11 protein-coding genes are annotated in these 13435 nt (G+C 70.4%); 4 read left to right on the top strand and 7 right to left on the bottom strand.

What is annotated here, in order from left to right; all coding sequences use genetic code 11:
• Positions 1-129: 129 nt before the first annotated feature.
• The 3 genes from OG521_36335 to OG521_36325 all read right to left on the bottom strand — a co-directional run bounded on the left by OG521_36335 (position 130) and on the right by OG521_36325 (position 2037).
• A complete protein-coding gene (locus OG521_36335) occupies positions 130-930 on the bottom strand; it encodes a tyrosine-protein phosphatase (protein WUW25940.1) in 801 nt (266 codons plus the stop codon).
• A 282-nt stretch (positions 931-1212) separates the two neighbouring features.
• Complete coding sequence (locus tag OG521_36330) at positions 1213-1551, bottom strand: SHOCT domain-containing protein (GenBank protein ID WUW25939.1); 339 nt, start codon at positions 1549-1551, stop codon at positions 1213-1215.
• 57 nt (positions 1552-1608) lie between these two features.
• Positions 1609-2037 (bottom strand): DUF1269 domain-containing protein, encoded by a 429-nt coding sequence (locus OG521_36325; protein ID WUW25938.1) that lies wholly within the window; start codon positions 2035-2037, stop codon positions 1609-1611.
• A gap of 236 nt (positions 2038-2273) precedes the next feature.
• Between OG521_36325 and mutA the strand changes: the two genes are divergently transcribed.
• The 3 genes from mutA to meaB are packed head-to-tail and all read left to right on the top strand — an operon-like array spanning position 2274 to position 7369.
• Entirely contained in the window at positions 2274-4130 is a 1857-nt protein-coding gene (gene mutA, locus OG521_36320) for a methylmalonyl-CoA mutase small subunit (protein ID WUW25937.1), read from the top strand.
• Positions 4130-6331, top strand: a complete 2202-nt coding sequence (gene scpA, locus OG521_36315; GenBank protein WUW25936.1) for a methylmalonyl-CoA mutase — start codon at positions 4130-4132, stop codon at positions 6329-6331. The genes mutA and scpA overlap by 1 nt, the downstream gene beginning before the upstream one ends.
• 12 nt (positions 6332-6343) lie before the next feature.
• Positions 6344-7369: a methylmalonyl Co-A mutase-associated GTPase MeaB gene (gene meaB / locus OG521_36310; GenBank protein WUW25935.1), complete on the top strand. Its 1026-nt coding sequence runs from the start codon at positions 6344-6346 to the stop codon at positions 7367-7369.
• 15 nt (positions 7370-7384) lie between these two features.
• On the opposite strand, the gene OG521_36305 is transcribed toward meaB, so the two are convergent.
• Positions 7385-8266 (bottom strand): GNAT family N-acetyltransferase, encoded by an 882-nt coding sequence (locus tag OG521_36305; protein WUW25934.1) that lies wholly within the window; start codon positions 8264-8266, stop codon positions 7385-7387.
• 349 nt (positions 8267-8615) lie between these two features.
• Between OG521_36305 and rho the strand changes: the two genes are divergently transcribed.
• A complete protein-coding gene (gene rho / locus OG521_36300) occupies positions 8616-9764 on the top strand; it encodes a transcription termination factor Rho (protein ID WUW25933.1) in 1149 nt (382 codons plus the stop codon).
• 17 nt (positions 9765-9781) lie between these two features.
• Here rho and OG521_36295 read toward each other — a convergent pair whose 3' ends face one another.
• The 3 genes from OG521_36295 to ctaD all read right to left on the bottom strand — a co-directional run bounded on the left by OG521_36295 (position 9782) and on the right by ctaD (position 13383).
• Complete coding sequence (locus OG521_36295; protein WUW25932.1) at positions 9782-11143, bottom strand: NAD(P)/FAD-dependent oxidoreductase; 1362 nt, start codon at positions 11141-11143, stop codon at positions 9782-9784.
• Positions 11144-11275: 132 nt separating this feature from the next.
• Positions 11276-11578: a hypothetical protein gene (locus OG521_36290; protein WUW26916.1), complete on the bottom strand. Its 303-nt coding sequence runs from the start codon at positions 11576-11578 to the stop codon at positions 11276-11278.
• Positions 11579-11652: 74 nt separating this feature from the next.
• Positions 11653-13383 carry a cytochrome c oxidase subunit I gene (gene ctaD / locus OG521_36285; GenBank protein WUW25931.1) on the bottom strand — a complete coding sequence of 577 codons (1731 nt, stop codon included), beginning with the start codon at positions 13381-13383 and terminating at the stop codon, positions 11653-11655.
• Positions 13384-13435 lie beyond the last annotated feature (52 nt).

The raw sequence follows: 13435 nt of genomic DNA, 5'->3' as shown, positions 1-13435 counted from the left end.
CGGTGCGGCTGCCCCTACGCCTCACAAGATACCCCCTAGGGGTATCAAGCAACCGGTCGGTCCCGATCGGCAGGACAGACAGCGGGGCATGCCGGCGCCGGAGGACGGGCCGGTCCGCCTCCCCCGGATTCAGCCGGTGGAGACCACGAGTTCGTCGCGCAGGCGCCGCAGCGCGGGCTCGGGGATGCGCAGCCCGTCGCGTGCGTAGCCGTCGAGCCCTCCCCAGCGTTCGTCCATGGCGTCCAGGGCCGTGTCGAGGTAGCGGGGGCGCACCTCGATGATCGCGGAGGCGATCGCGGGGTCACCGCCCGCGTCGAGGAAGCTCTGGACGTACGGTCGGAACGCGACGCGCACCACCGGGTTCACCGCGAGGAACTCCGTCCTCGCGACATCCCGCGAGGCGCCGAGCAGCAGGAGCAGCACGGTCGCCGCCCAGCCCGTACGGTCCTTGCCCGCGGTGCAGTGGAAGAGCACGGGGCGCGCGGCGGCGTCGGCGGCCGTCTCGACGAAGGCCCGGTAGGCGGCGGCCGCGCGCGGCGAGAGCACCATCTGGCGGTACGTCTCGGCGAACATCTCCTCGGCCTTCCCGCCCCCGAGCAGCCGCTCGGCCTCGACCGGATCGGCGAGCAGGGCACGGAGCCTGGCGGGCGCCACTCCCGGGTCGTCCCCGAGCACGTCGGCGACGAACAGCCGGGCCCCGGGCGGCAGCCGGTCGGGCGCCGAGGACCGCTCGTCCGCGGTCCGCAGATCGACGACGGTACGGATACCGAGTCCGGCCACCGCCGCGTCGTGCACCGGATCGAGACCGCTGAGCTGACCGGAGCGCAGCACCACGCCCGGCCGCACCTGCCGGCCCGGGCCCACGGCGATGCCGCCCAGGTCCCGCAGGTTGAGAACAGAGGCTGCCGGGACGGCCCTGGCGGTTTGCACGATGAACTTCCTCTTTTCCCGACACGTATCCGAATTGATTTCGGGCTTGGCCGGATCAAAAGTCGCATGATGTCGGGAAATCGACAAAGTAAAACGCCGGAGATGATCGACGGGTCATTCCGGGCCGGGAAAGCGGGCGCGTGAAAGAGCTGCTTCGGGCCCGTGGCCCGGGGCGTTGCACGCTTTCACCGGGCGGGAGAGCAGCCGGACGCGGTCATGCGCCGCCGCACTCCTGGGCGGCGGCGGGAGCAGACATCCGCCGGCCCGCCCTGACAGAGGGAGTCACTCCGCCAGAAGCCTCATCTTCTGGTCGTTGAACTCGGCGTCGGTGAGGATGCCCTGCTTCTTCAGTTCGGCCAGCCGCTCAAGGCGGCTGATCAGATCGTCCGGAGCCGGCTCGGCGGCCTGCTGCTGGGCCGCTTGCTGCTGGGAGGCCTGCTGCTGAGCGGCCTGCATCTGCATCTGCTGCCGCATCTGCTCCTCGGCCAGCTGGTCGGCGTCGTCATCGGCGAACCTCGCCTGCTGGTGCCGCTGCACGCGGCCGCTGACCGCCGATGCCGTGCCGGCGACGACAGCGGTGCGCGCCACCGCCCCCAGCAGACCGGGGCCGCGGCGGTTCATTCCAGGTCCTCGAAAGATCGGCATGTCGGGCGCCTTTCCGGTGCGATGCGGGAGGGGTCAGCGTTCCGTGGCGGCGGCCGCCACCGCGGCCTCCGCGACCTCGGCGGGAATCCGCTCATGGGCGACGAGCCGGCCGCCCGACGCGCGGACCGCCTCGGTGATCGGCAGCGCCCAGAGGTCCTCCCACACGATGAGCGCGGCGGAACTGCCCGGCGGCACGCTCTCGCCCAGCGTCCGGATGTCCTCGCTGTTCAGCATCCCGGTGACCTCACCCTCGACCGGCTCGAACGAGACGAGGTCGTCCGGGTCGAGGTCCTCCAGCTCGACGGTCTCGATCGCGCCGTCCTCGGTCCGGTACACAAAGGTCAGATCGAGGATGCGTACCGCTTTCGAGGCGACCGCTTCGGCCAGCGCCGGCGCGATGGCACCGGTGAAACGGCTGCCGGGAAACGCGACGACGAGGTACTCCACAGGTCCCACAGCCACGAGCGTGTCCTCTCCGGAAGAATGGATTGCCAGCAGCATAACTTCGTACTTTTGGTGCCGCACTGTGGCGAATCATCACCAATCATTGGATCCACATCGGTTAAGGATGGATCCGGCAGGCGTCCACGGCACGGGTTAGGCGACGGTGCGTGAAGGATCAAGCGCGTTTCGGAGAGGGCAAGGTCACAGGTCGAGCCCCTGCTGCTGTATCTGAGACCTGTCCTAGCATCGGATCCATGACGGTCCAGCCTGCTGACGGGCTTTCGTTGGCCGCCGAATTCCCGGAACCCACCCATGAGCAGTGGCAGAGCCTCGTCGAAGGTGTGCTGCGCAAGTCGGGCAAGGACGTTTCGGGTTCGGCCGCCGAGGAAGCACTGTCCACCAAGGTGGAGGACGGGCTCATCACTCGTCCCCTCTACACCTCGCGCGACGACGCGCCCGATGCCGGTCTCCCGGGCTTCGCCCCCTTCACCCGCGGCAGTACGCCGCAGGGCAGCACGGCGGGCGGCTGGGGGGTCCGGCAGCGCCACACCTCGACGGATCCCGTCCGGCTCAACGAGGCCGTACTCGGGGACCTGGAGAACGGCGTCACCTCGTTGTGGCTGACCGTCGGAGGTACCGGCGGTGTGCCGGTGTCCGGTCTGGCCCGGGCCCTCCAGGGCGTCCACCTCGACCTGGCACCGCTCGTCCTCGACGCAGGAGACGAACTCGACGCCGCGGCGGAGGAGTTCCTCCGGCTGTGCACGGAGCGCGGTGTGGCGCCGGAAGCGGTGCGCGGCAGCCTCGGCGCCGACCCGCTGGGACAGGCCGCCCGCAGCGGCGGCGCGGCGGACACGGCATCCGCCGTGCGCTGGGCGAAGCGCTGCGCGGCCGGGTATCCGGGGCTGCGGGCCCTGACCGTTGACGCGCTGCCGTACCACGAGGCCGGCGGCTCGGCCGCCCAGGAGCTGGGCAGTTCACTGGCGACGGGTGTCGCCTATCTGCGGGCGCTGACCGATGCCGGGCTCGGTGTCGAAGAGGCCTGCGCGCAGCTGGAGTTCCGGTACGCGGCCACCGCCGACCAGTTCCTGACGATCGCCAAGCTGCGGGCCGCGCGCCGCCTCTGGGCGCGGGTCGCCGAGGTCTGCGGGGCACCGGAGGCAGGCGGGCAGCGGCAGCACGCGGTGACGTCGCCCGTGATGATGACCCGTCGCGATCCGTGGGTGAACATGCTGCGGACCACGCTGGCCTGCCTGGGGGCGGGTGTCGGCGGCGCCGACGCGGTGACCGTGCTGCCGTTCGACCACGCACTGGGCCTGCCGGACGCTTTCGCCCGGCGCATCGCGCGCAACACGTCGACGATCCTGCTGGAGGAGTCTCATCTGGCCCGGGTCATCGACCCGGCGGGCGGTTCCTGGTACGTGGAGCGGCTGACGGACGAACTGGCCGACTCCGCCTGGGCGTTCTTCCAGGAGATCGAGCGGGCCGGCGGTCAGGCCGCGGCACTGTCCTCGGGTCTGGTCGCGGACCGCCTCGCGGCCACCTGGGCGGCCCGCAGCAAGGACCTCGCCCGGCGCAAGGAGCCGATCACCGGCGTCAGCGAGTTCCCTCAGCTCGCGGAGCGCGCGGTGGAGCGGGATCCCCTGCCGGCGGCCGCCGCGCAGGGCGGACTGCCCGTGGTCCGTCGCGACGAGGCGTTCGAGGCGCTGCGCGCCCGTTCGGACGCCCATCTGGCGGCGACCGGAAACCGGCCGCGGGTGTTCCTCGCCGCGCTCGGCCCCGCCGCGGCGCACACCGCGCGTGCCTCGTTCGCCGCGAACCTGTTCCGGGCGGGCGGCATCGAACCCGTCCACGAGCCGGTCCAGGTGGACGCCTCGTCGGCCGCGGCGGCGTTCACCGCCGCGGGCACGGACCTGGTGTGTCTGTGTTCCAGCGACGCGCTCTACGCCGAACAGGCAGGCGAGGTCGCCGCGGCGCTCGTCGCCGCCGGTGCGCAGCGGGTGTACCTGGCGGGACGGCCCGGTGAGTACCCGGGCGTCGACGAGTTCGTCTTCGCCGGCTGTGACGTGGTGGCCGTGCTCTCCTCCGTTCTCGACCGTATGGGTGTGGCGTAATGCGGATCCCCGATTTCTCCGACATCGAGCTCGGGCCGGGCAGCGGCACCGAGGTGACCGAGGACCAGTGGCGTGCCGCGGTCAAGGAGTCCTCCGGGACCTCCGACGGCGATCTCCTGTGGGAGACGCCGGAGGGCATCGCGGTCAAGCCGCTGTACACCGGCCAGGACCTGGAGGGCATCGACTTCCTCGGTACGTACCCGGGGGTGGCGCCGTATCTGCGCGGCCCCTACCCGACGATGTACGTCAACCAGCCCTGGACGATCCGGCAGTACGCGGGCTTCTCCACCGCCGAGGAGTCCAACGCCTTCTACCGTCGCAACCTCGCGGCCGGGCAGAAGGGCCTCTCGGTCGCGTTCGACCTGCCGACCCACCGCGGCTACGACAGCGACCACCCGCGGGTGACCGGTGACGTCGGCATGGCCGGTGTCGCGATCGACTCGATCTACGACATGCGTCAGCTGTTCGACGGCATCCCGCTGGACAAGATGTCGGTGTCGATGACGATGAACGGCGCGGTGCTGCCCGTACTCGCGCTCTACATCGTGGCCGCCGAGGAACAGGGCGTGCCGCCCGAGAAATTGGCCGGGACCATTCAGAACGACATTCTGAAGGAGTTCATGGTCCGCAACACCTACATCTATCCGCCGAAGCCGTCGATGCGGATCATCTCCGACATCTTCTCGTACACCTCGCAGAAGATGCCGCGCTACAACTCGATCTCCATCTCCGGCTATCACATCCAGGAGGCCGGAGCGACGGCCGACCTGGAGCTGGCGTACACCCTGGCCGACGGGGTGGAGTACCTGCGGGCCGGACGCGACGCAGGGCTCGACGTCGACGCGTTCGCACCGCGGTTGTCGTTCTTCTGGGCGATCGGCATGAACTTCTTCATGGAGGTCGCGAAGCTGCGGGCGGCCCGGCTGCTCTGGGCCAAGCTGGTCAAGGAGTTCGAGCCGAAGAACGCCAAGTCCCTCTCGCTGCGCACCCATTCACAGACCTCGGGGTGGTCTCTGACCGCGCAGGACGTGTTCAACAACGTCACCCGCACCTGCGTCGAGGCGATGGCCGCCACCCAGGGCCACACCCAGTCGCTCCACACCAACGCCCTCGACGAGGCCCTCGCCCTGCCCACCGACTTCTCGGCACGCATCGCCCGCAACACCCAGCTCCTGCTCCAGCAGGAGTCCGGCACCGGACGGGTCATCGACCCGTGGGGCGGCAGCGCCTACGTGGAGAAGCTCACCCACGACCTGGCGCGGCGGGCCTGGCAGCACATCGAGGAGGTCGAGGCGGCCGGCGGCATGGCCAAGGCCATCGACGCCGGCATCCCCAAACTCCGCATCGAGGAAGCCGCCGCCCGCACCCAGGCCCGCATCGACTCCGGCCGCCAGCCCGTCATCGGCGTCAACAAGTACCGCGTCGGGACCGACGAGAAGATCGACGTCCTCAAGGTCGACAACTCCTCCGTCCGCACCCAGCAGATCGAGAAGCTGCGCCGGCTGCGCGAGGAGCGCGACGAACAGGCCTGCCAGGACGCCCTGCGCGCCCTGTCGGCCGCCGCCGGGCGGGCCCCGGGGCCCGGCCTGGAGGGCAACCTGCTGGCGCTGGCGGTCGACGCGGCGCGCGCGATGGCGACCGTGGGCGAGATCTCCGACGCGCTGGAGAAGGTGTACGGCCGGCACGCGGGCCAGATCCGTACGATCTCGGGTGTGTACCGCAACGAGGCAGGGGAGTCGCCGTCCGTGGACCGCACCCGCGCGCTGGTCGACACGTTCGAGGAGGCGGAGGGACGCCGTCCGCGCATCCTGGTCGCCAAGATGGGCCAGGACGGGCACGACCGGGGCCAGAAGGTCATCGCGACCGCCTTCGCCGACCTGGGCTTCGACGTGGATGTGGGCCCGCTGTTCCAGACGCCGGGCGAGGTCGCCCGGCAGGCGGTCGAGGCGGACGTGCACATCGTGGGCGTCTCCTCGCTGGCCGCCGGCCACCTCACCCTCGTGCCCGCACTGCGTGAGGAGCTCGCGGCCGAGGGCCGCGAGGACATCATGATCGTCGTGGGCGGGGTCATCCCGCCCCAGGACATCGAGGCCCTGCACGAGGCGGGCGCGGCTGCGGTGTTCCCGCCCGGGACGGTGATCCCGGACGCCGCCCACGACCTGGTCACGCGCCTGGGCGCCACACTCGGCCACGAGCTGTGAGCCGCTGAACCGATGGCCCCGAAGATCGATCTCGACAGTTATGTGAAGGGCGTTCTCGACGGGAAGCGCGCGCATGTCGCGCGCGCCATCACGCTCGTCGAGTCCACCCGCCCCGATCACCGGGCGCTGGCCCAGCAGTTGCTGCGCGAGTTGCTGCCGCACTCGGGCAGCGCCCGGCGCATCGGCATCAGCGGGGTGCCCGGAGTCGGCAAGTCCACGTTCATCGACGCCCTCGGCACGATGCTCACCGGGCTCGGGCACCGGGTCGCGGTGCTCGCCGTGGACCCGTCCTCCAGCCGCACCGGCGGCTCCATCCTCGGCGACAAGACCAGGATGGAGCGGCTCGCCGTCGACCCGGCGGCATTCGTCCGCCCCTCCCCCACCGCAGGCACGCTGGGCGGGGTGGCGAAGGCGACCCGGGAGTCCATCGTGGTGATGGAGGCGGCGGGCTACGACGTGGTGCTGGTGGAGACGGTGGGTGTCGGCCAGTCGGAGACGGCGGTCGCCAACATGGTCGACACGTTTCTGCTGCTGACACTGGCCCGCACCGGTGACCAGCTCCAGGGCATCAAGAAGGGTGTCCTGGAGCTGGCGGACGCCATCGCGGTGAACAAGGCCGACGGCCCGCACGAGCGCGACGCCCGCTCCGCGGCACGCGAACTGGCGGGTGCGCTAAGGCTGATGCACCCGGTGGACGCTGCGTGGACACCGCCGGTGCTGACCTGCAGCGCCCGCGAGTCCAGCGGTCTGGACACCCTGTGGGAGCGCCTTGAGCAGCACCGGGCGCTGCTGGAGTCGACGGGCCGGCTCGCGGCCAAGCGCAGTGAGCAGCAGGTGGACTGGACGTGGACGATGGTGCGGGACGAACTGCTGGAGAGTCTGCGCAGCCATCCCGGGGTGCGCGCCCTCACCCCGGACCTCGAACGGCGCGTACGGGAGGGCTCGTTGCCCGCCACGCTGGCCGCCGAGCAGATCCTGGAGGTGTTCCGGGAACGGGACACGGCGGCCGGGCGCGACGAGGAGCCGGGCCCGGCCTGACCGGGTCGGCAGACCTCAGAGGTCGAGCTGGTACTCGAAGGAGCGGTGCGTCGGCTCGTATCCGAACGCGTCGTTGATACGCCGCATGTACGTGTTGCTGTCCGCGGTGTCCGCGAGCAGGCCGCCCAGGTCCGGGTGGTGCTCGCGGGCCCGCAGGATGGACGCCGCCTTCATCCAGCGGGCGAGGCCGTGGCCCCGGTGCTCGGGCAGGACGCCCGTTCCGTAGTGCTGGGCGTCGCCCAGGCGGTCGCCCGGCACGACGAGTTCGGTGAAGCCCGCGATCGATCCGTCGCTCTCGTCGACGGCGGCGACCGTGTGCAGCAGCTCGCCCCGGTCGGCGACGGACCGGGCGACGGACCTGACCCGGTCGACGTCCCAGACCATGGTGCCGTAGTCGGTGTCGTCCATGGGCATGTCGTCCATGGCGCGGCGCGATGCGGCGAAGGTGTGGGCCAGCGGTTCGGGGACGGTGCCGTCCCAGGACTCCAGCCGGTAGCCGGGATGCGGCTCCTCGATGACGGCGGTCAGTGCCGCCGTGTCCACCTGCTTCAGCGGCAGCCGGGCGTAGGTGAGGGCGAGGACCCTGCGCAGCCCCCTGGCCCGCAGGAACAGGTCTCCCGGGGTGCCGTCCCCGGCCTGCGCGACGACGGCCCTGCGGCCGAGGTCCGCCGCGGCCCCGGCGGCCGCCTCCAGCAGCCGGGAGCCGGTCCCCCTGCGGCGTTCGGCCGGGTGGACCTGGATGTCCAGCTCGGCCAGATGGTCCTGGCCCTCCCTGGTGAACACCCGCAGGAACGCCGATCCGACGGGTGCTCCGGCCTCGTCGGACGCCAGCCACGCCAGGCGGTAGTCGTTGGCGCCGCGGTCGGGATCGGTCAGGGCGGTGAGATGTATCGGCAAGGTGACTCCGGGGTCGGGAGTGAGGACCGGACCGGAGTACGAAACCACTCCCGCACCCCCGCCGCAATGGAGTTACCCGCACCACATCGGCGCCCGGAGTCCGGCAGCCGTGCTACATTGCAATCGGTACTTGTGTACGCCTCTCATTCAGGCGCCGGTACCGATTCACCTTCACCACGCTGATGCGCCCGTCCTTTCCGACCGGCGATCCAGCTTCATCGCATTGACTTCCCAGTCCGGTTCGGACTCGTTCCCACCGGTCTTTCCTGCCCGTCGTACGGGGCGTGAGTTGTCCGCCCCCGTCCCTGCCGGGCCCCTTCATTCGCATGTCCGCGAAAGGACCACCCGCATGACCACCACACTCGAACACCCCGTATCCACCACCGCCCGGCCCGCGGCCGCAACGGCCGCCGCCGGCATCCTCGACATCACGCAGCAGGGGCACGGTTCCCTGCGCTCATCCGGCGGCCACCCGGCCCCCGGCGACGTGCAGGTCCCCGCGGCGCTGATCCGCCGGCACGGACTGCGCAGGGGCGACGCCGTCGAAGGCGTCTGCGAGCGGCGCGGCGCCCTGAGCGCCGTCGCACGCGTCAACGGGCTCGCCCCGCAGGCGCTGCGCGGCCGCCCCCACTTCTCCGACCTCACCCCGCTCCACCCCCGGCAGCGGCTGCGCCTGGAGACACCGTCCGGCGGCCCCTCGACGCGCATCGTCGATCTCGTCGCGCCGGTCGGCAAGGGCCAGCGCGGGCTGATCGTCGCCCCGCCCAGGACCGGCAAGACGGTCCTCCTCCAGCAGATCGCGGCCGCCGTCGCGGAGAACCACCCCGAGTCCCATCTGATGGTGGTGCTCCTGGACGAACGGCCCGAGGAGGTCACCGACATGCGCCGCTCGGTGCGTGGCGAGGTCTACGCCTCGACCTTCGACCGGCCCGCCAAGGAACACATCGCCCTCGCGGAACTCGCGCTGAACCGCGCCAAGCGCCTCGTCGAGCAGGGCCGTGACGTCGTCATGCTGCTCGACTCCCTCACCCGGCTCTGCCGCGCCCACAACAACGCCGCGGGCAACGGCGGACGCACCCTCAGCGGTGGTGTGGACGCCGCCGCGCTGCTCGGCCCCAAGCGCCTGTTCGGCGCCGCCCGCCTCACCGAGGAGGGCGGCTCCCTGACCATTCTGGCCACGGCGCTCGTGGACACAGGTTCCCGCGCGGACGAGTACTTCTTCGAGGAGCTGAAGGGCACCGGCAACATGGAGCTCCGCCTCGACCGGTCACTCGCCGAGAAGCGGATCCACCCGGCGGTGAACATCGCCGCCTCCGGCACCCGCCGCGACGAACTCCTCGTACCGGCGGAGGAGTTGACCGCCGTACGAGGGCTCCGCCGGGCGCTGCACTCCAGGGACGCGCAGACCTCGCTGGAGACGCTCCTCGACCGGATCCGGCACACCCCGGACAACACCGCGTTCCTGCGCCTGATCCGCAACACGGTGCCGTCCGCCTGACGGGTGCCGGCGCCGGCTCACATCCGGGCGTTCAGCGCCGCGGTGTGCTCACGGACCTGCTCCGGGGTGAGATAGCGGTCCGTGTACTCGAAGTCCCGCAGGGTCGCGGGCTTGCGGGACTGGAATCCGGTACGGACGAAGTCGTCGCCCGCTGCCGCGTTGATCAGCCAGTTGGTCATGACGCGCGCCTTCGCCACATTGGTCCGCAGCGCCGACCAGTGGTAGCCGCGGGCCACGGCCTGGGCGGTGATCCCGTGCATCTCGATGCCGAGGGGCTTGGAGACCGCGTCCTTGCCGCCGAGGTCCACGACGAGCCCGAGGTCCTTGTGGACGTACGGCTGCAGCGGCTGGTGCCGGAGCGTGGCCAGCAGGTTGTCGGCGAGCTTGCGGCCCTGGCGCATCGCGTGCTGGGCGGTGGGCGGGCAGACCGCGCCGTCGCCCTTGGCGAGGTCCGGCACGGCCGCGACGTCACCGAGCGCGAACATCCCGTCGTACCCGGGCAGCGTCATCTCGGGCGTCACCGCCAGCCTGCCGCGTACCGTCTCCGCGTCGAAGGTGGTGACGAGCGGGCTCGCGGCGACGCCCGCCGTCCAGATCAGGGTGCGGCAGGGCAGGACCCGGCCGTCGGTGAACGTCACCTTGTCGGGGCCGGCCTCGGCGACGGAGACGCCGAGCGACACCTCGATGCCGCGGTCGCGCAGCACCTTCAGAGCGCTCTCGCCGAGCTTGTCGCCCAGCTCGGGCATCAGCTTCGGCGCGATGTCGATCAGATGCCACTTGATGAGCTTCGGGTCGAGCCTGGGGTAGTGCCGCACCGCGTTGCTGGTGAGCCGCTGCAGGCAGGCCGCGGTCTCGGTGCCCGCGTACCCGCCGCCGACCACCACGAACTGCAGCCGCGAGGCCCGCTCCTCCTCGTCCTCGCTGGCGTCCGCGAGGTCGAGCTGGGCGATCACGTGGTCGCGTACGTAGGCCGCCTCGGCCAGCGTCTTCATGCCGCGGGCGTTGTCGAGCAGCCCGGGGATGTCGAAGGTGCGGGTGACGCTGCCCGGGCTGAGCACGATGTAGTCGTACGGCTCGTAGACGACTTCGTCGGTGATCTTGCGGATGACGCAGATCTTCGCCTTGGGGTCCACTCCGATGGCCCCGCCGGGAATGATGCGCGTGCGGTGCCGGCTGCTCCGGCGCAGTGACACCGCGACGGACTGCGGTGTGAGGACGCCGGAGGCGACCTGTGGGAGCAGGGGCAGGTAGAGCTGGTACGAGAACGGCGCCACGAGTGCGATGTCCGCTTCACCCGGACGGAGCCCGCGTTCCAGTCGGCGTACGCACTCGACCCCGGCAAAACCGGCTCCGACAACGAGAATCCTGGGTCGTGCCACAGTGTTCGTCCCTTCTCGGGTCTGGACGGTCGTCCGTTCGCCTGCCCCGTCACACGCGCCCGTCACCTCTCATCTTTACGAGAGGGGCGCGGGTTCGCCTGCTGGGGCGGCAGAACGGACGATCTCACCGGGTCATCTGGCCAGGTATGTCACCACGGTGCAGGCGCCGCCCGCCGTGCCCGCGCAGACGACCGCGGCGGCGACGCAGCGCGCCCTGAGCCTGCGGTAGCGCTCGCTGTACTCGCCGCGTAGTTCGGTGGCGCGCGCCGAGACACGCATCAGCATGGCCCGCGAGGCCGCTGCCCGGTCGGCCGCGTAGACCCGCTCGACGTCCTCGCGCTGGGCCGTCGTGAGCCAGGGCAGCTCGTCGGTGAAGCGGCGGGCGAGCCGGCGCGCCTGCTCGACCTCGGCGCTCCACAGCAGGTAGCCCTCCATCCGGGCCAGGCCGCGGGCGGCCTCCTTGTCGGAATAGGACCCCACGCGTCTCTCCTCTCCCCCTGCCGTCCTGTTCACGCCTGCCGGTCCCCCGGCGCCACCGTCACCGATTGGTCGCCGCGGTTGGCGGCCTCGTCGAGCTCGCGTACGTCGGGGTGGTGCAGGTCGAACGCCGGGGATTCGGAACGGATCCGCGGCAGGGTGAGGAAGTTGTGCCGCGGCGGCGGGCAGGACGTCGCCCACTCCAGCGAGCGGCCGTAGCCCCACGGGTCGTCGACCTCGATCTTCTCGCCGTACTTGGCGGTCTTCCACACGTTGTAGAGGAACGGCAGGATCGACAGGCCGAGCAGGAACGAGGAGATCGTCGAGATCGTGTTCAGCGCGGTGAAGCCGTCGGCGGCCAGGTAGTCGGCGTACCGGCGCGGCATTCCCTCGGCGCCGAGCCAGTGCTGCACCAGGAACGTGCCGTGGAAGCCGACGAACAGCGTCCAGAAAGTCAGTTTGCCGAGCCGCTCGTCGAGCATCTTGCCGGTGAACTTCGGCCACCAGAAGTGGAATCCGGCGAACATCGCGAACACCACGGTGCCGAAGACGACGTAGTGGAAGTGCGCGACCACGAAGTACGAGTCCGAGACGTGGAAGTCCATCGGCGGAGACGCCAGGATGACCCCGGTCAGACCGCCGAAGAGGAACGTGACGAGGAAGCCGATGGACCAGAGCATCGGTGTCTCGAAGGACAGCGATCCCCTCCACATCGTGCCGATCCAGTTGAAGAACTTCACCCCGGTGGGCACCGCGATGAGGAACGTCATGAACGAGAAGAACGGCAGCAGCACGCCTCCGGTGACGTACATGTGGTGCGCCCACACGGTCACGGACAGACCGGCGATGGAGATCGTCGCGGCCACCAGGCCGATGTAGCCGAAGATCGGCTTACGGCTGAAGACGGGGATGATCTCGCTGACGATCCCGAAGAACGGGAGCGCGATGATGTACACCTCCGGATGGCCGAAGAACCAGAAGAGGTGCTGCCAGAGCAGCGCGCCGCCGTTGGCCGCGTCGAAGACGTGGGCGCCGAACTTGCGGTCCGCCTCCAGCGCCAGGAGTGCCGCCGCGAGCACCGGGAAGGCCAGCAGGACCAGCACACCGGTCAGCAGGACGTTCCAGACGAAGATCGGCATGCGGAACATCGTCATGCCGGGGGCGCGCATGCAGATGATCGTGGTGATGAAGTTGACCGAGCCGAGGATCGTGCCGAAGCCGGAGAAGGCCAGACCCATGATCCACATGTCTCCGCCGACGCCCGGCGAGCGGACGGCGTCCGTCAGCGGGGAGTAGGCGAACCAGCCGAAGTCGGCCGCACCGTTCGGCGTGAGGAAGCCGGCCACCACGAGGATCGAGCCGAAGAGGTAGAGCCAGTACGCGAACATGTTCAGCCGCGGGAACGCCACATCGGGCGCGCCGATCTGCAGCGGCATGATCCAGTTGGTGAACCCGGCGAACAGCGGCGTCGCAAACATCAGCAGCATGATCGTGCCGTGGATCGTGAACGCCTGGTTGAACTGCTCGCTCGACATGATCTGCATCCCGGGGCGGGCCAGTTCTGCCCGCATGAAGAGCGCGAGCAGCCCGCCGATGACGAAGAACGCGAACGAGGTGACCAGGTACAGCGAACCGATCGTCTTGTGGTCGGTGGTGGTCATCCACGTGATGACGACGTTGCCCGGCTGTTTGCTGCGCACCGGGAGTTCGTTGGCGTACGACTCGTCCTCGTCCGTCGGCCCTGCCGTGCCAGTCGTCGTCACTGGGACGCTCCTTCGGTAGTCCTCCGCCGGGTGGACCGCGCACCCGGCCGGA

The sequence above is a fragment of the Streptomyces sp. NBC_01463 genome (genome assembly GCA_036227345.1).
Taxonomy (GTDB): Bacteria; Actinomycetota; Actinomycetes; order Streptomycetales; family Streptomycetaceae; genus Streptomyces.
This window is presented reverse-complemented; position numbering and strand designations above follow the sequence as displayed.